This is a genomic window from Vibrio sp. THAF190c (assembly GCF_009363355.1).
GTDB classification, from domain to species: domain Bacteria; phylum Pseudomonadota; class Gammaproteobacteria; order Enterobacterales; family Vibrionaceae; genus Vibrio; species Vibrio fortis_A.
The window spans coordinates 223,519-244,293 of the sequence record NZ_CP045340.1 but is presented as its reverse complement, the minus strand read 5'-3'; the positions used below and the strand labels follow the sequence as shown (position 1 = coordinate 244,293).

Here is a 20,775-nt window from a genome sequence, read left to right as displayed (position 1 = left end):
GACAATGAGAATCTCAAGTTACAAAGCGTAGTTCCAACACAATGTCACTGCGATAATGACAAGAAACACCTCTAATCTGACAAGCAGTGAGTTAAGTAGCAACAGATGAGGACGTGATAAGCCAACGATTTGACCTTCCGAACTGCTTAATTCGTGTATCAAAGATTGACGATTTTCCTTCGGTAGCGTTTTCTTCTTGCCCCCGATCAATTCGACCTCTGCTATGAATTCATAGCCTAACTTAGGTACAGTTTTGATGAACTGCGGTTCTTTGCTCGAATCGTCTAGTGCTTTTCTTAAGGTTGATACACACTGGGTTAAACTGGAATTATCTACGAATATTTCTCTGTCATTCCATAGCGTGGTAATCAACTCGTCACGAGCGACAGCACCTCGGTTTGATATCAGTAAATTCAGAAGACGCCCTTCATTGGCACCTAAGATGATCACTGAACCTTGGTCATCGATAGGGGTAAGGGTATTTTTCTTGGGGTGGTAAATGAATTGGTTTCCAATCTTGTATTTTGTCGTTGCCATACTGTCCATCCAAGATCACAAGCCAAACTAAAGTTACTTACGTGCTTCCTAGCATTTTCATTTTCAACTACAAAAATAGGACAATACCTGTCCGTTCAACCTTACTTCGTTTGTGATAGTTTCGGTTATCTCCGATTTAAATATTCATGGATTCTATTTCAACTTGCGAAGATCTGGCACATACATAACTACGACGCATATGTTTTAAAATTAGGACAAGGTGGATGGTTTTTGAAAGGTAGTGGGGGCAGAGAAACGGCACTTACCATAAGTGCCGCTCATCATCGTTAGTGGTTCTGATCGAAATCTTGAATTGCTTGTTTTAGCTGATGGATATCGTCGGCACACAGATACCTTTTTAGCGCGTTGAACTTATCTTCAGGCCATTCATAGATGTTCAAAGCCACAAGCTCTTCGACTATGGATGGTTCAAAACGATATTTGATTTGCTTGGCGGGAGAGCCAGCAACGATGCTGTATGGCGCGACATCTTTAGTTACCACACTATTGGCAGCCACCACCGCGCCCTCACCAATCGTGACACCAGGCATGATCATCGCTCTCATACCAAGCCATGCCCCATCTCCAATGTGCGTATCGCCTTTACCGACATAAGACTCTTCAATGTAATCCATAAACGGGTACAGACAGAACCAGTCCACTCTATGTGTGTGGTTGCCCCCCATTAAGATGACAACTTCCGCACCAATACAGACGTAGTCGCCAATATGTAGCTTGTCGATTTCCCAACGAGGCTCCCACTCACGGCTAATTTCATCGCCATGCAAGTAACGCACAACCGATGACTCAAACCCGTTATCCCAGCAATCGCTGTAATAACTGTGCGTACCCTTGATGGTTATGTTGGGATTGGTATTTACCTCGTGCAAATACTGCACTTTAGACCAATGCTTCTTATCCATTATTTCACCTTAAATTCGTGTTGATTTAAAAATACTAATTTTCAAACAACGAATACGTCAGTGGATGCGTGGTTGCTTTAGCAAAGGATTAAGTAGCATGTGAAAGCTCTATCAATGGAGGAACGGCGATAGTATCACAGTGCAACCAAGACCTTAATCACGGAACCTTAGTTCGCAAATAAGCTGCTCTAGCCTCAGATCAGCACTCTATTTCAACTTATATTGTTAGACTTTAGTCTAATAGGAATATCTGACATTCAATTATCAATTTAAACATAGGGTTATGTTGGCTCTTAACAATCGTCGTCAGCTTAGCGTTGAAATCAAACAATCACAGCACTGAATCAGAAGACTAACGTCACTCAGGGCGTCACTCCTTGCCACTAAAGCCCAACTGCACTGTGTTAGGGTTGCTGTCACAATCTAACCCCATGCATCAAAGTATCGAGCAAGAATGACGGACAATGCCCATTTCATAAATCGTAATAGCCTAGCTGGGCTCGCGGCCACTTTGGTCGGCGTCGGTATCGGTCGATTCGCGTATATCGCTTTAATGCCCGCATTAATACAGCATGGATGGTTCAATCAAGATCAAGCGGCCTACTTGGGCGTTTCCACTCTTATTGGTTACCTTCTAGGTGCACCGTTAGCCAGCTACCTACTCCGATTTTTTAGTTCAGGTCACCTTGTGCGAACAGCGATGGTCATTAGTACTTTGAGCTACTTCGCTTGTGCTTTTGAACAAGCCCCTATTACTTGGTTTTACATATGGAGAACCTTGGCAGGCACAATGGGTGCGCTGTTAATGATTCTCGCGCCACCAATGATCCTAAGGAAAGTCTCGCCACAAACCAAAAGTCGAACCAGTAGCGTGGTCTTCTCTGGCCTCGGGATTGGCGCCATGTTGTCAGGCACTTTGATTCCAATACTAATTAGTGCCAACGTCACGTCTACTTGGCTCGGCATGGGGGTCATTACTCTCCTAGCGACACTATTAAGTTGGAATGCTTGGGAAACAGCACCCTCTTCTTCAAGCGCGAGCTACATCAAAGCGTCCTTCTCTCAATTAAGCACGTCTCAGCGCCATTGCGTGTTGTTCGTTTTTATCGCCTACACGTTCGATGCCATTGGCTACCTCCCCCATACTTTGTTTTGGGTCGACTACATCGTAAGAGATATAGGAATGCCCTTTGGCGCGGGAGGATTTTTCTGGGCTGCATTTGGGGTAGGAGCCGCTGTCGGCCCTATGTTGATTGGCATGTTCGCAGACAAACAAGGAATAAAACTCACCCTGTGTATCGCTTTTTTGTTCAAGGCAATTGGCGTTGGATTTCCGTTAATCAGCATCCACCCTAGCGCTCTGTTTATATCATCGATTTTAGTCGGAATGTTCACGCCAGTCACTGTGATGCTTGTTTCGACTTATACATTGGAGTGCGTCGGATATGAGCTGCACACTAAAGCTTGGGGGTTAATGACACTCTCTTTTGCACTGTCACAAGGCGTCGGAGGCTTCTTAATGGCCTATTTGTTAAGCCAAGGCGCAACCTACGCTCAGCTGTTTTTAGTGTCTACGTTAGCACTAATCATTGCTGCGCTTTGTATTTCGCTCACGTCTACACGGGCTCAAGTCGAATCACCATCCCCAATCAAAAATCGCCATTAAAGGACTAATGATGAAACTCTATCTCAATGACACATCCCCATTCTCGCGTGCTGTAGTCGCGACAGCTCTCCTCACGAAAAGCTCTTCTTTATCCCTCGAATGGGTCGACCCTTGGGCATCCCCTGCAGAGCTGGTAGACGCAAACCCGCTTTGTTTGATCCCAACATTAGTCACCAAAGAAGGTATCACCCTTTCCGAGAGCCTATGTATTTGCCAGCATCTAATCGAAGTCAGCCAGTCTGAAGAGCTAACATCTATAGAATATCAAAGCGTTGATCAGGTCAGTCAGTTAGGCTTTGCAAAAACACTGATGGAGATTGCGTTTAGAAGTGCAGCATTAAAGCGCTATACCGACGAGCCGAACGAGTTAATTGCACGCGGCGAGAAAGGTATCTCAGTGGCCTTGGAAAAGTTAAACCAACAACTAAGCGTCGAAGGTATCAAATCCTATCTGCAACCCAATCTCGCCAATTTATACCTTCACGTCGCACTGGATTACGTTCAGTTCCGTCATAGCGCCATCTTCAACGCCGTTGAGAACAATAACATTGCAGAGTTTATGCAGCACTCACCTTTCGCTGGTGTACTCAATGCTATTGACCTCGAAACTCTATCGACACAACCAAGTTTCGAGTCGCTAATAAACTCATAACGCACGCGTCTTGTGTTCGCGATTCACAACCTCTCATTCCTCCCATCATAAACAAGACACAACTATTTGTTTATGTTCAGGAAATATTAGTATGATTGTGTCAAATAAGGATAAAAACTATAAGAGTTGTTGTTTCCGTTCGTTGATTAAAGCGACTCAAATAGTCTTCGGTAACGTCTGTGAGGAGTTCTGAGTGGAAAAAGTTTTAGTCAGTTCATGTTTAATGGGGAACAAAGTTCGATACAACACTAGTTGCTTGTCCATACCTGAAGCTGATTTGAAATGGCTTATATCAAACCTAGAGATTGTGATTTTTTGCCCAGAAGTATCGGCGGGACTTCCAACACCCAGACCACCAGCTGAAATCATGGCAGGACAAGGTATTGATGTACTAGATGGCTTGGCGAGCGTTGTCGGCGACGACAGCGTCGATGTTACCGCTCAGTTTGTAGCTGGTGCAGAGAACGCCTTGAAGCTGTGTCAAAAGCAGCAAATCAAGTACGCAATATTAGCAGAAGGCAGTCCATCCTGCGGTAGTTCTAATATTTACGACGGTACCTTTAGCGGAACCAAAATCTATGGTTCAGGAGTCACCGCTACTTTGCTAGAGGAGAATGGCATCAGGGTGTTCAGTCAGCATACGATAGCCGACCTTCGTACTATGCTTGGCAAATACTGATATCCAATTGTGTAATAACGATTCCTAACTCTTGATTCTAACGTATACCCTTCGGGTTAAGACTTCCTTTACTGAATCATTGAAATGAACAATACCCTCCTTTCTTTTCATTCACACATCAAATTTCTTCTATAATCTATTGTTTTTTATAAACAAAAATCAGTAAGATTCCTAGAACAATCAAGCATACTCCCAAAGCTGCTTTTATAGCCCATCTATCCCAAATGGACATGAGCCAATAAACCTTCTCCACATAGAGTTGAATAATTTAGAATAATAATGAAAACGTATAAAAAAATAATTTGCCTTCTTCTTGCTGCTTTTAGCTGTAACGCATTCTCATTTAGTGAACAGCCATACAATCAAGGATATTCTCCTGAAAGAGATCCGTTTTCTGATTTCGAGTTGGCTGTTAAAGATGCCCAAAAAAACAATACAACTGTACTCTTGATTCTTGGCGGTGACTGGTGCGTATGGTGTCATAAATTAAGCTCCTTTATGAAAAAGGAAGACTCTGTACGAGAACGTTGGGATGAAACTTTTACAACAATGAAAGTCAATGTCAGTGAAGAAAACTACAACGATGAGTTTTTAAGTTATCTTCCCGAACTTCAGGGTTACCCGTTTTTCGTGATGATTAACGTAGAACGTGAAATTGTAGGAAAAAAAGATACTGGTAGCTTAGAAAGCATGTGGGGAGGATATTCTGTTAGTGAGTTTAATCAATTTATTGAACGATGGTCCGATTATAACAACAGTGTCAAAGAGTAACCTATGAGTTTTCGCAAACGTATACATAAGATAATCTTTCTCATTTTGACTTCATTTCCAGGAGCAGCTATGCCTGAAGGTTTGTTTTTAAACTCATACAATGAAGTGTCCGAGCGGTATGCAGTTCTCGATGAGTTTAACCTATCTGGAGTCCTCTACTTAACGAAGCCAAAGTCTCAAGAACCGATACGAGACGCAGTAGCATACATACAGTACGAACCTCTTTCACAGAAAGCTTGGAGACAAAAAGTAGTGGTTGGTGAACCACCTACATTACATAAAGGCCAAGTTTCTAAAATCGCCATTATTGAAAAAGCATCAGAGCAAGATTTTAGCTTCCTATGGTCTACTGATGGTAACTCGGTCGCTTTATTATACAGAAGTGAACCAATTGCTTTCGTTACTCAGAGTAAAAAATACGGTTTTAGTAAGGCCGTCGTATCAGACTCACCCGTTGTTTCTGCTTGGGATTCAACGCTATTTGTACAGTTGTTTGAGTAAAATCAGTAGTTCTGGAATGTGAAGGTGTTGAGTGGGACGATATTATCTTTGTTATGGAACAATCCCATAACAGTTAACTTATAAAGAACTTTCGCAATCAGACAAACAACGCGTCATTTGCTTAGGTATACCTGACGTATACAAATACATGAGCCCGGATTAGTAGAGATATTCAAAAGAAAAGCTCTTCAATACCATTAACATCACGAGACCTAAACAAGATTCACAGCGCTTGGCATTATCAATTGTTTAGCTAAGTAGTAATACCGTCAGCTACTCAACTAGGCGGTACAAGCATGAGGTATAAATGCGTAATTTGAGATTGATTTTATTATTCTTATTACCTGTCATCATAGTCGGTAATGAGTACTACCCACGCTATAAAGAAAAGCAACAGATAGAAGAACTGAAGACGCAATTCCAAGAACTTTTGTTTGAAGAGGATAAGAAAGTAAGAGTTAGATCCTTAAGAATCGAAGACAATATCATTGCTCTATGGGTTAATATTTCGAACGTAGACCTAAATGATAAGAGCAAGGCTATGATGGCCCGAAACTCTCAGAAATCGTTACCTAAAAAAATATGTAGTAGCGTGGGATTAAGATCTTGGCTAGCAGAAGGTAAGTGGATTTCGATTGACGTTACCGCTAATGGGACTAAACCAATAACAAACGTTCAGATCACCCATGACAGATGTAAGTAATAAGCTAATGGACTGAGACCTCAAACTAGTCTTATATAAAAAGGAACCTCATGATTTCGACCACCATTTTATGCCTATATTTGTTGTCTTTCTTCCCCTTAATTTCATCGACGAGACAATTCTATGAAACTTGGGTTGATGACGAATTCCATCACTGGGAACGTTGGGGAGCTCCTAATCCAGGAGTTTTCTATTTGGGAATGGTCATTTTCTATTTTCCGATCATTTTTGGAAAAGAATGTGAAAACCTTGGCAACAAGAAACTACTGGCAAAAAGAAAGGACGTACGATTCTTTATTCTTATCCATGTGCTTTTGCTTCTGGCATCCCAATTACAAGGTGGGGCGCGTTAGTGACATAACAGGGCTAAATAACGTTTCATTACCTTAGTTGGTATTGCTCACTCTCTAATCAGACATAAAACAACAACATGAAAAGGAATGTTCATGATAAAGATTTTAGCTAAAGTGCTAACGGCATTGTTCATCACTTTAGTGATTGGCGCAGTTGGTATGGGGATTTTGGCATTCTACGGAATGGGCAAATCCGCAGAGCAAGATGTCATTGCTCAGACATACATAAAGAAGGTCGTGCTTAGCTTTGATACTAACGATTTAAGTGAGTTCAAAGGGTTTCTTCATCCTCAAGTTATAGCGAATTTGGAGACGAGTGAGGGTGACAAATTCATCAATTTGATCAGTACATTAGGGCCAATAAAAGCAATTGAAGACCCAAAGTGGATATCTTCTAAGTCAACGCTATCAACATCTGATGGGCAATATCAGTTCTCTAATTATGAAGTGCAAGCAACTTTTGAGAACGGCCAAGGGTTAATCAAGCTCTCGACAATTCCAAACGGGGATGGATACCTTGTGACAAATTTCCAAGTGTTCTCTGATTATTTTTCGACACTTCAATACTCTCAATGAACGGAGCTTGCGACAGCGCTGGATTAAGCTATAAATAACTTCATTCAAAAGATTCAGTGCGCATGGCATTTTAACTCGCATGGTTTTGCGTTTTAGAAGTAAAAATCACCAAAGGAACTAAAAAGTGAACAGTAAAAAGTTTGATAGTTGGGGAAAGTTGCGAGAGAAAGGATGCTTAAAGTGGTTGTTACAATCGACTTTGACAGCAGGTTTCGTATATTCCGCCTTGAATGTGGCGCTGTTTTACCCATCTTCAGACGCTCACAGTCTTAGCCAGTTCCTCTCTGAGAATGCGCCTAACTACATCTTCTATACGATCGGTATGTTCTTTGCGTTTTGGGGAATTTGGCTGTACTCCGAATCTTCATATCAAAAAGAAGCCAAGCGCAGAAATAGAGCTTAACTGCTATAAAACAAACCAAAACGTTATTACTCCGATAAAGGCGTTTTACGAGTGAGAGAAATAAAATGAGCAAATCCATCTATATCGCTGGCAGCTTTAAAAACCTAGAGAAGATGCAAGCTATCCATAAAATATTGGCTGATGCTGGTATTAAAACAACTATCTCTGACCCTCTCCAAAGTAATGGTATTGACGGTTGTTTACAGCGTATTCGAGAGGCAGACATTACTTACATCCTTAACTTTGATGGTTACGTAGGTAAGAGCGTCGCTATGGACATTGGCTATGCCCTAGGCCTTGGAAAATTCGTTTACGCGTTAGAAGTGATTGAAGACCCTGATATAACCCACTTACTAACTCGAGTAGCCACTCCAGATGAGGTCATCCTTGAGTTGCTTAGAGATGATCAAGAACAGCACGTCATAACTTAGCAACTGCTCCGAAAATTACGTTAACACCCAGAAGGAATTGTGACTTTGAAAACCCACGAATGTATCTCTTTCATTATGTTAGATGGGAACAAAATACTGTTAGAGAAACGAAGAAAGGACAAAGAGACCGATCCGGGCTTAATCACTATTCCCGGAGGCCATATCGAAGATGGCGAGACCCAAGTGCAAGCTTTGATGCGAGAAGTGAAAGAGGAACTTGATGTCACGCCGGTCAACTACCAATATTTATGCTCGCTCTACCACCCCACACAAGAACTGCAGCTCATACACTATTTTATCGTCGCTAACTGGGATGGTGAGATTCAAGCCCATGAAGCAGAAGGTATTGGGTGGCATGCTTTGGAGTCAGCCACCGTTGAAATAGCAGCTGATGCCATAGCGTTAAAAGAGTTTGAGCGCATTAATGCATTTCTATGGGTTTAATGGTTCTATTAGGAATACTAAAAGATCATTAAGGTTTCTAGCCACTTATTCACTGAACGTGGTGGAGTAATACATCATCAATCTTTAACAACTGCGGTGTAATGTTCGATGATCGGGTGAGTGTATTCATCGGTTTCGTACATGATCCATTGCTGCTCAACAAGCACATCTGTAAAAGAACCATCTTTAAAGGCTCCTCTCCAGCGAACGTCAAAGCAAGCTTTGTATTTACCATTAGCCAGGTAAGAAACCTCGATGCTTTTGATGTCATGATCATCCGACAGCAATCGTTCATGAATCCAGCGGTGCCACTCTAAAAACTCCTGACGAGAACAGATTTTGTAATCAGGAAAATCAACATTGACATGCTCATCAACGAGTAGCGCAAAAGCTTCAGCGGGCACGCGGTCTTTACCGACTGTCGCTCGTTCATACATAGAAAATACACGATGAACAAAGCTCTTGATGTCATTCTTGGTAAACTTGCGCTCACTAAAATGTTGGATGAGCCGGTCATATTCTGACGTTTTACATTCCATTGTCATCACCAACCTACTTCTCAATACTCTTCAGATAAGCAACGATATCGGATTTATTCTCGTCGATGGCCTTCTCAAGTGGCGTATTGCCATCCAAACCTTCAATCGTTATATCACCGCCATGCGCCACTAAGATTTTCAATGCTGGAAGGTTGTTACCCCACACTGCATCGTGCAAAGGCGTGTAGCCGTTTCTTGGACCGACCGCATTCACGCACACCCTTACACATTACTTATATGAGAATATGGCGCGAACCTTTATAAATCATAAGGTACCGACATGTTGACTAATTTTCGATAAATGGTATCAAAACATTGAGAATTACAACCAAATACACAAAAGTTCTCAATTGAAAACAAACGATGCCATACGCTTTTAACAATGGTCGTGTTGTAATAGAGTCCCTACATAATCAGCTATTCTCGCTATCAAATTCTACTACTCTGCAATTAATCATCGTATCTAGTGTTTGGCTATGCATCACTCTGTGTTACAAGTGATGCCGAACAAAACACGATGTTGATGTTGTTCATAAGGGCTACTGATCAATATAGCTATAAATCTATTTTACTAATCCAAGGATTATAAGTTCCTTGTAGTTTATATATAGCATAGTTTCTCCACAGCTCTTCACTATCGACAGGGTGCTCTATATGCCAGCGTAACATTAATTTTTCCATGCCTCTTAAAGACAAACCGTATTCAGAGTTCATATATAGCATAGATCTTGCTATGCGACCTTTAACAACATCCTGTGGCTCTACGAATATCTCCTCTTTGCTTACCCCATATAATCTCTCAAAATCGGCACAGCCCTTGGTAACGTATCTATTCTCTGAAATCTCATCAGGTATCTCGCTAAATGGATAATTACTTCGGGAGGAGTTAACACCACCATGAGTAGCCCAAAGATTATGTAGATCGGCCTCCGCCCTTTTATAAGATTCAGCCTCACATGTATCTCTATTATCACATCCATGGTGATCCGCGATCCAATCTGCCGAATATACATGTTCTAATGTCATTTTCTTTGCTTTGCCATTAGAATTGATATATATCCCTTTATTGTCAAAAGGGATGGAACAATAGAGACCGGAGCCACCATATGTATATAACTTATTCCAAAACCAATAATCTCGTGCAGAGTCATAATCAGGTATAACCATTTGCTCTGCTTTAATGGAAAAGGTGAAGAGAAATAGAGTTATTACTTTAGCTTTCATACCTTAAAATTCCTTGTTTTATATAATTCGGCTTAAATATAAATATTATTATACAGCCTTCAGAGTTATGATAATTTCATTACTAAACTCATGAAGCAGAGATTAAATTTACGTGGGTAATCGAAGGCGAAACAAGTAAAAACTTCCATTAAAAGTGAGATACCATGATGTCAAGTTCTGTGGTGTAACTCTTGAGCATATTGCTATCCTGGTTCAATTTAATTTGCTACTGCCAGATTTCTCACTTTATCGAGAGTAAATCTTAACAAAGCTCAAGTACTAACACTTCGCTAGTGAGTTAAACTATGTCACTTTATTAGGTATACCACACTGTGAGGCGGTGACGTAAAATGACTAAGTGGACGCTTACTACAAACCCTATTGCTCGACTGTTTAAGCGGCAGCTAGTTGTAGAGATCAGTGAAGTAGGTATTAGCACCAATCAAAACAATGAACTCAGTCGCTTCAAATGGGAAGATTTGGATAGTGCCCCAAGTCTGAAAACGACGATCTCTGGTGGTTACTTAAGCTTTAGTGTTGGCGGTAAGCGACACAACTTCTCTATGTTGAGCTATGTACTCCCTTTTAGATATCCACACCATTTCTTCCCTCAGTGGGCTAATAAGAACGCACAGCAGATAACTGAGTTTTTACGCCTAGTAGAACACCAATGCCAATCTGGATTTCTTCGCGATTCATCAGTACGGAACATACAGGGCCTTGCCAACATAGAATACGAGCGTTGGCGAGGTTGGGGCAAAGCTTCTGGTTTATCTGATTTCGCAAAAAATACAGCAGCTCAACTTAGTCGTATTGTTAATTGGAAAGTGGCTGATGTTGAGCGTATCAGAAAGGATTATGTGGAGCGCGAGCTTAATGCCTTTGATTCATTCTTTAGTAACGTGGAATCTAACCCGCTCACCGTTAAACAAAGAGTGGCTTGTATTACCGACAACGATAATAACCTTCTTTTAGCTGGCGCTGGCACGGGTAAAACTAGTGTCATGGTTGGTAAAACAGGCTATCTAGTGAAAAGCGGACAAGCACAACCAAGTGATATTTTGATGCTCGCGTATGGGCGAATAGCCGCAGAAGAGATGGATGAGCGCATTAGGGAGAAACTGGGATTTGAAGATGTTAAAGCGAGCACGTTTCATAGCCTAGGTGTGAAGATTATTTCACAAGTTGAAGGTAAAGCGCCGAGCTTATCGCGCTTGGAAGGTGACGTACGAGCAAAAGTGAAGTGGATGAATGATGCTATTGCTTCTCTGATGCAAAATGTTGGCTATAAGAAAGCGTTACTGGACTATTTCAGTGCGTATTATTTTGTAGACAAAGATCCATTTGAGTTCAAAACTCAAGGCGAATATTTTAAGTACCTCAATGATAACGATATTCGTACGTTGAAAGGTGAACAGGTAAAAAGTTTTGGTGAAATGGTGATTGCTAATTGGCTTTATAGAAAAGGCATTAATTACCAATATGAAGCTAAATATCGAATCGATGTCGCCACGGAACAGTACCGACAGTACGAACCTGACTTCTACTTACCAGATCATGATATTTATATTGAGTATTATGGTACGGACGAAAATGGCAACCCTCCACCTTATATCGATAAAGAGAGATACCAACAAGGTATCGCGTGGAAGAGAGACACACATTCCAAGTATGGAACAGGGTATGTTGAACTGTATTATCATCAACACCGTAACCGCTCGATGTTAGGAATCTTGGAGCGCGAGCTCATCGTTCGTGAGGTGAATACAAACCCACTGCCCGATAATGAATTGCTCGATAGTTTAGAACAATCAGGCCAAGTAACAGAATTAGCCCGTCTTTTAGGTTCGCTAGTTGATTTGTATAAAGCTGCTTGTCTTGATGATGCTGGTATTCAAAAAATAATAAAAAACTCTCTAGACCCCAAGCAAACAGCTAAAGCGTTGGAGCTGCTTATGCCACTGTACCAGCGCTACCAAGATTACCTTGGGGCAGAAGGAGTGATTGATTTTAACGACATGATTTCAAAAGCTCTGTTGTATGTGGAAACAGGTCAATTCGAGTCGCCTTGGAGTTACATACTGGTTGATGAGTTTCAAGATATCTCCGAGCCTAGAGCTAGGCTTGTAAAGGCTCTTCGAGACAATAAAGAAAACTCTTCGCTGTTTTGCGTTGGTGATGACTGGCAGGCAATCTATCGCTTTAGTGGTGCTGATGTTCGCTTAACGACAGACTTTGAATCTTACTTCGGTGCAACGTCTAAAACGACGCTTGATATGACGTTCAGGTTTAATAGCTCTATCGGAGATGTGGCAACGCGCTTTGTTACGAAAAACCCTGTTCAGCTAAAAAAAGAGATTAAGTCTTTAGTTCAGGTTGAGAAGCCTGCAGTAAGCATCATTCGACAGGGAATCGAAGAGCAAGGGCTAACAGCATTGGATAAGGCGTTAATGTCTATTACAAACCACGTAAACGAGTCCAACGCGCCTAATAAAAACAAAGTCTACTTATTGGCAAGATTTTGGTATCAAACGCCAGATCCAAACTATCTACAGTGGCTCAGACAGCGTTACCATATGTTAGACATTGAGAATCAGTCGTTTCATGCATCTAAAGGTAAAGAGGCGGACTACGTTGTAGTTATGGGGCTAACAACGGGAAAACACGGTTTTCCCTCTGAGAAGCAACCCCCTACGCTTATTAATGCACTACTACCTCAAGGGGATACGTTTGAACACGCAGAAGAGCGGCGACTATTCTATGTAGCTCTAACTCGAGCAAAACATAAAGCATATTTACTTGCGGACATGACCGACGCAAGCGACTTTGTTACGGAGCTTATCAAGAGCGATTATCCTGTAGAGATGGATGAGTTTGATGTTTCCTTGACGCAACTAAATGTGGATAAAACGGTTTGTCACTCTTGTAAAGTTGGGGTTCTTAAAACTAGAATTGGTCAATACGGTAAGTTTATGTCTTGTACGCTTTACCCTCGTTGTAAGCACAAAGAAACGCCTTGTGATAAGTGCGGTAGTGCCATGAGTCGTGAAGTAAAAGACGATTATCAAGTTTGCATTAATTCTAGTTGTGAACATGAGCGCCCAATATGTTTGAACTGCGGTAGTGAGATGAAACTAAGGAATGGTAAGTATGGAGCGTTCTGGGGGTGTTCGACTTATCGCAGAAACATTGAGAATAATTGCTCCTACAAGATTAACGCCGCTTGAATAAAGAAATCCAATCTGTTGCAAAGAAAGTTATAAACAACAAAGGGCTAGAAGTTATTTTGCTAGCCCGTCTTATACAGTGGTCCTATCAGGATCCAACACTGTACCTACATTTCTTGTTACCCAAATACTACTTACACCCCAGTGTGTCGTACTGAATTACAACTGATTTGTACTAATTGGTGCTTTGATCTTCAGAGTGGGCTAGCGTTGTGTATCTTTGTTCCACGCGACTTTTTGCCAGGCTCCCCCCTCGCACCAGACAATACCTTCGGATCGACGCCAACAAGATTCATCATTATCTCCATTAGGCCACACGTTTCGTTCTGCAATCATGACCCAGATAGGCTCGATATCAAACTTGGCAACATAGTAACTAAGAGTTTCTTCATCAATAACTACTGCAGTTTGATGCTCAAAAGGCTCTTGGGCTTGCAATACAACGTCACCATGTTTATTTAGCCATTTATTTGGCTCCCCTTCAGACATCGACAGTTCAAGTTCATCGGCAAACCATTTTTGTGGCATATAATTGGAAAAGCCATCGGGGAGTGATTTATCCAAATGGCTTTCCCAGTGGTAGTTGACCGTAGGTATAGCAAATATGCAGTCGTCAGGGCCATTCCAAAGATATTCTGAGAACTTTTCAGATTCCCATGTATTGCGCCAATATGCTTCACGAAGGTACGGACCATCAGTAAACTCCCTCGGTTTAAAAGAATCAACATCAAGACTTTGCTTCTCTCTAAGGAATTCGGCTAGTTTTCTCGCCCTTCCTTTTTTTAAGAATACGCAATAAAGGAATCTAAATTCTTCATACCGCATTCCATGCATGCCTATTCTAGGCCCTTCATATTTTTCGCTAGCACAATTGAACTCATACAATACCTTCCAGCTTTTTTGGTCTTCGTCAACCCTAGAGAGCTTCTCAATTATTGTCTGCGTCGGATCTTCCTCAAATGGCCACTGCTTTAAATTTTCTTCAGCAACTTCGGGGAGCTGGACAATCGGCTCGACGACCCAACTTGCTGAGCGGCTGCCTTGCTTTTCAAACGGCAGTATAGTTGGTTCTAGGTTTCGTCTAAAATCATGGTGGCTATATCGATAAACACTCGGCTCTTCAGGCCATCCTTGGAGCACCCATAAGTTATCTGCCAGTCTAGCTTGCAATTCATCTAGTGCTATACGTTGGTATTTTTTTCCAATCCTTTCAAAGTCATTATCATGTCTAGAATTGTTAGTACCATACCCATCCCGAGGAAATAGTTTAGCGTTCCAACCGAGCTCGTAAGCTCTTTTAGTGACCCATAATCTGCATTGTTCCACATCAATTTCATCAAATTCCTTGTAGCCACCTTCATCGTGCAGGTAGTCCAACGAAAACCTTTCACACTCACTTTCACTTAATAGGCTTTCTAAACGGTAGCGAGCATTAACTATTGATTCCTGTTGCGTTTCAGTTTCCTTGTAGCCAACCTCACTCTCTGGTTGGCCAAAAAATATAGTGTGAAAATTGGAACTGGATGCTTTCTCAAATGCCTCTAGAGCCTCAACTCGCTCAGGGTGAGGATGTATTACTTCCTCTAAGAAAACTCGCTTTAGTTCTTTCTTCGAAACTGGCTTTGGATCACAAAGAGGAGCCGTTAAGAATTTACGCACACGGCCTGGAATACTGTATTTTCCATAATCACCCCATTCACTTGAAGCCGAATTAAAAATTTCTTTTCCACCTCTTTCTTCAGCTATATGTTCCACTTCATCTTTAGTCAGACCAAATATTGGCGGTTCAGAACCTAGCGGGTGATAGCAATCCTCAAGGCTAATACCTCCACTCAATGTGCTCTTATTATTGGCAAGTTCAACAATCCCCAATGCGTAGTCCCTAGTAAGCAGAGCTACCGGCGGCTGTTTGTTTGCAAAAATTTTGGCGAAGACTTCATGTGAGTAAACATGTAGACGTTCAGGGCTTTGATCGATACAACAAGATCCAAAGGCTGCTGCATAGAGTCGCTCTACAACATACGGATCATCGCAATCATGCGACTTCTCAAGTAGGAAGGTAAATATGTTTGAGTTTACTAAAAATAGCGTTGTTAGTGCTTTGGTCGCTCGGTCTCGCAATGTCTGATGAGACGAAGATAAAGACCATAACAAAACTAATGAAGCTAACTCCAAATGTTCTAGATCTGCGGTTCGACTATGCTTTGATAACGCCCAAGAGACAATTCTTTCAACTTGATTGAGTTCTTCTCGCGACGTCCAATTGATCCAACGTGTCCAATGACTATCTCTTTCTGGCATTTGCCATTGCTTTAGATGCTCATGAAGACGTAGAGCATTAAAGGGGTGACCAATAGTCATCGAAACCTCTAAGAGAAGTCGGAGGGGCTCGACGTTGTAGCCATCTAATCGATTAAGTAACTCTCGCGTATGATCTGAAAATGCATCCGTACTTCTCCATTTAAAACTCTCAGAAAAACTTTCTTGGAGTGATTGCTCTCTTTTCCAATGCTGCTCCCAGTCTGGTAGTGTATGAGCAAATTCGACGCCGAACTTCTCCGGATATATTGTTGATAGCGCGCTAATTAACCCCGCATACTGATAGCGAATACCTCCCTCTGGTTGCCCATCATAAAACAGGAAATTTAATGGCGCATCGGCATCGAAAGCGGCACCTATCGGTTCTACTGACACTTTTGAAACCAAATAAGTTGCCATGAGATGGTCTTGGAATCTCTGAAACGAAAAGCGTACTAGTTCCGGTGGGGGGGTAAAGGGATCTATGTCTTCCGAATAAGGCGGCGGATCCCGTCGAAACAAACTTGTTTCTATTAAAACTTGTATCCAAGTCTTTCCCTCTGGCGGTGTTCTGCCCTTAAAGCTCTCTTCTGCAAATGTAATTGCTTCTCCAATTTCGACGAAGTCACAACCATCTGTAGCCATCTTATTTGCCACTAGACCGACACATTTTTTTATTGAGGATGAAAGTGCACCTGAACTTGTTGTTTCTATACCAGTGCGCCAACTCAAAGCATCGAGATACAACGCCATAATTTTCGATATGCCATTTAGCCCGCGAGGAAACTCAGTAAGCCCTTTGGCATGCAAAGCCTCGCTGGTGCTTTTTAGGAATAGTGGGTTACTGAATTCTGGCGATAACCATGGTGTATTAGGCCGAGCAATACCTTTTGCATCAAGATATTGAATTGCTGCTTGTTCTAGCTCTTCAGGCGTAGTAAATCCACCAATATAGAATTTAGGTAATTTTTCTGAAAGAGAATCTGGAAATGCATATTGAAGATACTCTTCACGACAAGAAAATACTGCCGATAAATGAGAATATTCCTCGATCGCATGTACAATTTCCGACAAATTCTGTTTCCAATAATGTGCGCCAACACCTTCGTTGATTGCGTCAAAGAGCAGAATTGTTCGCTGTCCTTTTCGAACTCCGGCTGCATTAAGCGTTCCCAAAACATCATCTACGGTTCTACCTTCCAGGCCCAAAATACCAGCGACTTGTTCCCAAAATGCTGACTTCGAGAAGCTCTGACCTAACATCAGGACTGTCGGTAAACCAACTCGAGTTCGCTGTTTTGCCATTTGGCCTAAGATATGGGACTTTCCTGCTCCTGCTGGCCCATAGACTACGGCACACCGTAGTCTCTCAGCTCGTAGATTAGGTGCTCCTAAAAGTTCACTTAATGAATAGCAAGAGGTGGAAAGTTCTCGAAGACTTTGAGACATGTCTTCAAAGTTGCTTTTATCGTCCTTCTCAAGCGATTTCTTATCAATAGAATGATATTGCCTCTCAAGTGCCCTAACAGCATTTTGAAGACGACCTAGTACGATGCTTGCCGAACTAAAGTCCCATTTTTTGGTAAAGTCGTTTGTGAACGAACCTCTCAGTTCCACTAGTTCCCGCCATGCATCATTGGCTCGCAAAAGTGTATCGGCATCTGGTTCAAGTTCTGGCGAATTAAACCGTATAGTAGGAACTAATGATTTCTCAAGAGCCGTGAATGCACCAACCAACTGTGTAGTAATATCTGGTCCTCGAGCCATGGTGTCAAACAAGGATTCAATGGACACTTCGACATGATCATGAGGATTGAAGCGATCATCCAACGCCAGCATCGCTACATCTATTTGATCTTTGAACCAAGTATCGTTCAATACAACTCCGCCAAACCAAAGTTTAATCAGCGCGGCATTCTCTTCACGAAGGAGCATTTCTTTTAGGGTAGTTTCGGACCAAAGCTCGAACGCAATGTCAATTGACTTTTCTTCCGCCCAACCTTTCCACCTATTTACTCGCTCATCCCACTTTTCTCGCTGAGATTTGCCTTTTGTCCCTCTAGGTGGAGTTAAGTCTTTTGGTATTGCGAAAATATAAGTTTGAAGCTCAGGATGTACCTTTAACGCTTGTTCTACCGACTCATCCATTTGACTCCATTGTGGATCACCAATTGAAGTGAAATACTTCGCTTGATAACCGATTTTTCTTCCATCGTTTAAAATCCAAAGTGCCTCTACACCTCCATCACCTCCACAACCATCATTCGGTTGGAATTCAAGGCCATTTCTAGGATTCTCTCTACGAGCAAGCACACAAATAAGATCTTCAAAGGACTCTCTAGGCCCTTTGTTGAAGGCATTTATAGAAGAAAAATCAATCAAGTTTGTATGTCCTTTTTCCTGTCTGGGAGGATGCAAAATTGCAGTTTAAAGATAACAATTAGGAGAGAACAATATATCAAACAACTAGATAACTTTGTTGACGTAATTCAAACATCTAATCAATGACTTACACCTCATTAATGAGAGTAAACCTCAGGTCCAACCGCCTTGTCATGTTTGTGCCCCCAGATTGGCTTAGAGCAAGTACTCTTACTATTTCAACAGGACCTTTTTTGACTCAACTCCTCTAATGCATTTAATATCAAGCAAAGCGCATATCTATAAGGGCGATTCAGGAGGATGATTTGAAGCAATTCTTAGTTCATAGGCAATGCTACTTGGATGCATATACCGATTTAGAGAAGATTGAATACCTTCAAAGCATGCTTATCTCAAGAGCTACGGGGGGAGATGGCAATTGCCAAAATGATTATAAGGTTTTACGTGACTACGTAATCGTCCACCCAACCCTAAAAGGCCTATGTCCATCGTTTATAAAAACAAATAGAAGCCTGGATCAGTTTTGGGGATTCATACAACCGAAGTTCGAAACCTACAAAGAGCGAAGGCAGTACATATATGAGCAGTTTGTTGCGAGTCTAGACTTTCTAGAGGGTAAACAGGCTCACCCCGCAAATCAGTCAATTGATGAAGTACTGAGCCAGTTCAGTGAAGACAGCATTCACAGAGCGTGGAAAAAAGCACTTGAGCGTAAATCTCACGATCCAGATGGTGCGATAACTATGGCGCGAAGTATTATAGAATCAGTGTGCAAGCATATTCTTCATGATAGAGGAGTGTTATTGGATGAAAACCGTATCGAGCTATCTGATTTATACAAGGCCACAGCTAAAGAATTGAATATGTCCCCTGAACAGCATTCAGAGCAAGTGTTTAAGCAAATTCTCGGTGGTTGTTCTGGTGTTGTGAATGGTTTGGGCTCACTAAGAAACAAACATGGCGATGCACACGGTGCTAAGCCTAAGTCAGCGAAGCCTAAAAAACGGCACGCTGAGTTAGCTGTGAACCTCGCAGGCGCGATGGCTTTGTTCTTGGTTGAGACGCATTTAGAATCACACAGGCCCGAACCAGTCGTAGATTTTTGAGCCCTGTATTACAACTACGGACTGGAGCTTTCCCTACAAAACCTAATATCAAGTTCATGGCTGGCTTGCCGTCTTTACTTTCTTTTCTTGTATATCTATACAGCTTATTAAGTTTGAAGGTTGTTTGCATATAGAAAGTGGCATGTTTTATTGAGTTTTTGGTCTCGTTTTGTAGATGGCTAGTTTTCTAAGTTGGTTTTTTTAATGATTCTATGATTTTCATACCTTGGATAACACGCATTGTTAAAAAGTGGTAACAGGCCAGCACTTTTCTATGTGTGGGTAGAGTGCCCATTTTGATATGTTTTCTTTAATTTTAACAACTTATGTTAAGCTATTCGAAAGTCGGGTAGGTGAAAAACGAGACTAACTGTTATTAAGAATCTTAGCCCTCCCCCAAAAAATAAACAAAAAAGGAAATATAGGAATGCCTATAGAGCAAGATCTTTTGGATTATCACCGTTCTATTGGTGACGAATTGAAAATTTCAGAAAGACGAGTTAGAAACCTTATTGGTTCAAACCATTGGGCTACTGACGGTGAACATAAAGAGAGTATTTTACGTAAAGTCATTAGTGAGTTTAGTCCGGAAATATACAGGATAGGAACTGGATTTGTTTGTTATCCAGCGGCAGAAGAAGAAAGTGATAAAAGCTCAACCCAACTAGACATCTTAATTACCTCTAAATCTAATCTTACTCTTTATAAAAGTGGTGAACTTCACTTCGTAACTCCTGAGTGTGCCAACGCGATAGTAGAAGTAAAATCTAGTTTGAACAGCTCAACTGATTTTCGAAATGCGCTTAGTAAGTTGGCGGATGAAGTAAGCAAAGTAAGGGGTTATAACCGTGACTGCTGGGCTGGTTTGTTTGTTTACAACACGACGATGGGGAATCCAGGACAAACTATCTTGGATATTTTACAAGACGTTTCAAATGGCGAAATTTTGCGAGCTATTAACTGTGTTTGTGTCGGTAAAAGCATGTTTGTACGTTTTTGGGACAATGGCCAAGTAGATTCGGAATTAACTCAGCAGCCAATTTGGCATTCATACCAATTGACCGATTTAGCTCAAGCATATTTTATCAACAATATAGTTTCACACCTGTCTGCTACGTGTAGTGAGCATACATCAAGCGCATTATTTCCAATCGAAGGAACTAAGGAAATTCACAGAGTTAGTTATGTTTATTTATCTGAGGGCAATGTCGAGAACTTTGAGTCAGAGGGCGAACAATATGTTTAAAAATGATTCGCAATGCTTGGCATTCTTGCTATGCGTTGCATTTAGTGTTTAAGATGGTATGTAGGGGCTTCGGTATTGCGTTGCTCACATATATGGTCTCCCCCAGTTTTGCAA

Annotated in this window: 20 protein-coding genes; 14 read left to right on the top strand and 6 right to left on the bottom strand. The window is 41.6% G+C overall.

The features are described from left to right. Positions 1 to 18: 18 nt before the first annotated feature. On the bottom strand, positions 19 to 537 hold the full coding sequence (locus FIV04_RS23885) for a transcriptional regulator (protein WP_172974319.1): 519 nt from the start codon (positions 535 to 537) through the stop codon (positions 19 to 21). 287 nt (positions 538 to 824) lie between these two features. Next, positions 825 to 1,460 carry a CatB-related O-acetyltransferase gene (locus tag FIV04_RS23880; protein WP_152470900.1) on the bottom strand — a complete coding sequence of 212 codons (636 nt, stop codon included), beginning with the start codon at positions 1,458 to 1,460 and terminating at the stop codon, positions 825 to 827. A gap of 454 nt (positions 1,461 to 1,914) precedes the next feature. Between FIV04_RS23880 and FIV04_RS23875 the strand changes: the two genes are divergently transcribed. From FIV04_RS23875 to FIV04_RS23825, 11 genes are all read left to right on the top strand, one after another. After that, a complete protein-coding gene (locus tag FIV04_RS23875) occupies positions 1,915 to 3,126 on the top strand; it encodes a YbfB/YjiJ family MFS transporter (RefSeq protein WP_152470899.1) in 1,212 nt (403 codons plus the stop codon). Positions 3,127 to 3,136: 10 nt separating this feature from the next. Next, the gene (locus tag FIV04_RS23870; RefSeq protein WP_152471144.1) at positions 3,137 to 3,778 is read left to right on the top strand and encodes a glutathione S-transferase family protein; all 642 of its coding nucleotides are present in this window, start codon (positions 3,137 to 3,139) and stop codon (positions 3,776 to 3,778) included. A gap of 193 nt (positions 3,779 to 3,971) precedes the next feature. After that, positions 3,972 to 4,457, top strand: a complete 486-nt coding sequence (locus tag FIV04_RS23865; RefSeq protein ID WP_152470898.1) for a DUF523 domain-containing protein — start codon at positions 3,972 to 3,974, stop codon at positions 4,455 to 4,457. Between the two features lie 279 nt (positions 4,458 to 4,736). After that, positions 4,737 to 5,228: a thioredoxin family protein gene (locus FIV04_RS23860; protein ID WP_152470897.1), complete on the top strand. Its 492-nt coding sequence runs from the start codon at positions 4,737 to 4,739 to the stop codon at positions 5,226 to 5,228. A 69-nt stretch (positions 5,229 to 5,297) separates the two neighbouring features. Beyond that, positions 5,298 to 5,729, top strand: a complete 432-nt coding sequence (locus tag FIV04_RS23855; RefSeq protein ID WP_152470896.1) for a hypothetical protein — start codon at positions 5,298 to 5,300, stop codon at positions 5,727 to 5,729. 307 nt (positions 5,730 to 6,036) lie between these two features. Further along, the gene (locus tag FIV04_RS23850; RefSeq protein ID WP_253895650.1) at positions 6,037 to 6,432 is read left to right on the top strand and encodes a hypothetical protein; all 396 of its coding nucleotides are present in this window, start codon (positions 6,037 to 6,039) and stop codon (positions 6,430 to 6,432) included. A 50-nt stretch (positions 6,433 to 6,482) separates the two neighbouring features. Next, positions 6,483 to 6,785: a hypothetical protein gene (locus tag FIV04_RS23845; protein WP_152470895.1), complete on the top strand. Its 303-nt coding sequence runs from the start codon at positions 6,483 to 6,485 to the stop codon at positions 6,783 to 6,785. Positions 6,786 to 6,878: 93 nt separating this feature from the next. Beyond that, positions 6,879 to 7,361 (top strand): hypothetical protein, encoded by a 483-nt coding sequence (locus tag FIV04_RS23840; RefSeq protein ID WP_152470894.1) that lies wholly within the window; start codon positions 6,879 to 6,881, stop codon positions 7,359 to 7,361. A gap of 124 nt (positions 7,362 to 7,485) precedes the next feature. After that, the gene (locus FIV04_RS23835; RefSeq protein WP_152470893.1) at positions 7,486 to 7,764 is read left to right on the top strand and encodes a hypothetical protein; all 279 of its coding nucleotides are present in this window, start codon (positions 7,486 to 7,488) and stop codon (positions 7,762 to 7,764) included. A 65-nt stretch (positions 7,765 to 7,829) separates the two neighbouring features. After that, complete coding sequence (locus FIV04_RS23830) at positions 7,830 to 8,195, top strand: nucleotide pyrophosphohydrolase (RefSeq protein WP_152470892.1); 366 nt, start codon at positions 7,830 to 7,832, stop codon at positions 8,193 to 8,195. Between the two features lie 45 nt (positions 8,196 to 8,240). Continuing rightward, positions 8,241 to 8,639 carry an NUDIX hydrolase gene (locus tag FIV04_RS23825; protein WP_152470891.1) on the top strand — a complete coding sequence of 133 codons (399 nt, stop codon included), beginning with the start codon at positions 8,241 to 8,243 and terminating at the stop codon, positions 8,637 to 8,639. Positions 8,640 to 8,716: 77 nt separating this feature from the next. On the opposite strand, the gene FIV04_RS27260 is transcribed toward FIV04_RS23825, so the two are convergent. From FIV04_RS27260 to FIV04_RS23810, 3 genes are all read right to left on the bottom strand, one after another. Then, a complete protein-coding gene (locus FIV04_RS27260; protein ID WP_253895647.1) occupies positions 8,717 to 9,178 on the bottom strand; it encodes a hypothetical protein in 462 nt (153 codons plus the stop codon). Positions 9,179 to 9,191: 13 nt separating this feature from the next. Beyond that, entirely contained in the window at positions 9,192 to 9,392 is a 201-nt protein-coding gene (locus tag FIV04_RS23815) for an ankyrin repeat domain-containing protein (RefSeq protein ID WP_253895644.1), read from the bottom strand. 341 nt (positions 9,393 to 9,733) lie between these two features. Next, positions 9,734 to 10,402, bottom strand: a complete 669-nt coding sequence (locus FIV04_RS23810) for an endonuclease (RefSeq protein WP_152470890.1) — start codon at positions 10,400 to 10,402, stop codon at positions 9,734 to 9,736. Between the two features lie 350 nt (positions 10,403 to 10,752). On the opposite strand from FIV04_RS23810, the gene FIV04_RS23805 reads away from it, so the two are divergent. Continuing rightward, positions 10,753 to 13,629, top strand: a complete 2,877-nt coding sequence (locus tag FIV04_RS23805; RefSeq protein ID WP_152470889.1) for a UvrD-helicase domain-containing protein — start codon at positions 10,753 to 10,755, stop codon at positions 13,627 to 13,629. A 204-nt stretch (positions 13,630 to 13,833) separates the two neighbouring features. Here FIV04_RS23805 and FIV04_RS23800 read toward each other — a convergent pair whose 3' ends face one another. Then, entirely contained in the window at positions 13,834 to 18,309 is a 4,476-nt protein-coding gene (locus tag FIV04_RS23800) for an ATP-binding protein (RefSeq protein ID WP_152470888.1), read from the bottom strand. Positions 18,310 to 18,614: 305 nt separating this feature from the next. On the opposite strand from FIV04_RS23800, the gene FIV04_RS23795 reads away from it, so the two are divergent. Both FIV04_RS23795 and FIV04_RS23790 read left to right on the top strand, forming a co-directional pair. After that, positions 18,615 to 19,415 carry an abortive infection family protein gene (locus tag FIV04_RS23795; protein ID WP_253895641.1) on the top strand — a complete coding sequence of 267 codons (801 nt, stop codon included), beginning with the start codon at positions 18,615 to 18,617 and terminating at the stop codon, positions 19,413 to 19,415. A 427-nt stretch (positions 19,416 to 19,842) separates the two neighbouring features. Continuing rightward, on the top strand, positions 19,843 to 20,661 hold the full coding sequence (locus FIV04_RS23790) for a DUF6602 domain-containing protein (protein ID WP_152470887.1): 819 nt from the start codon (positions 19,843 to 19,845) through the stop codon (positions 20,659 to 20,661). Positions 20,662 to 20,775 lie beyond the last annotated feature (114 nt).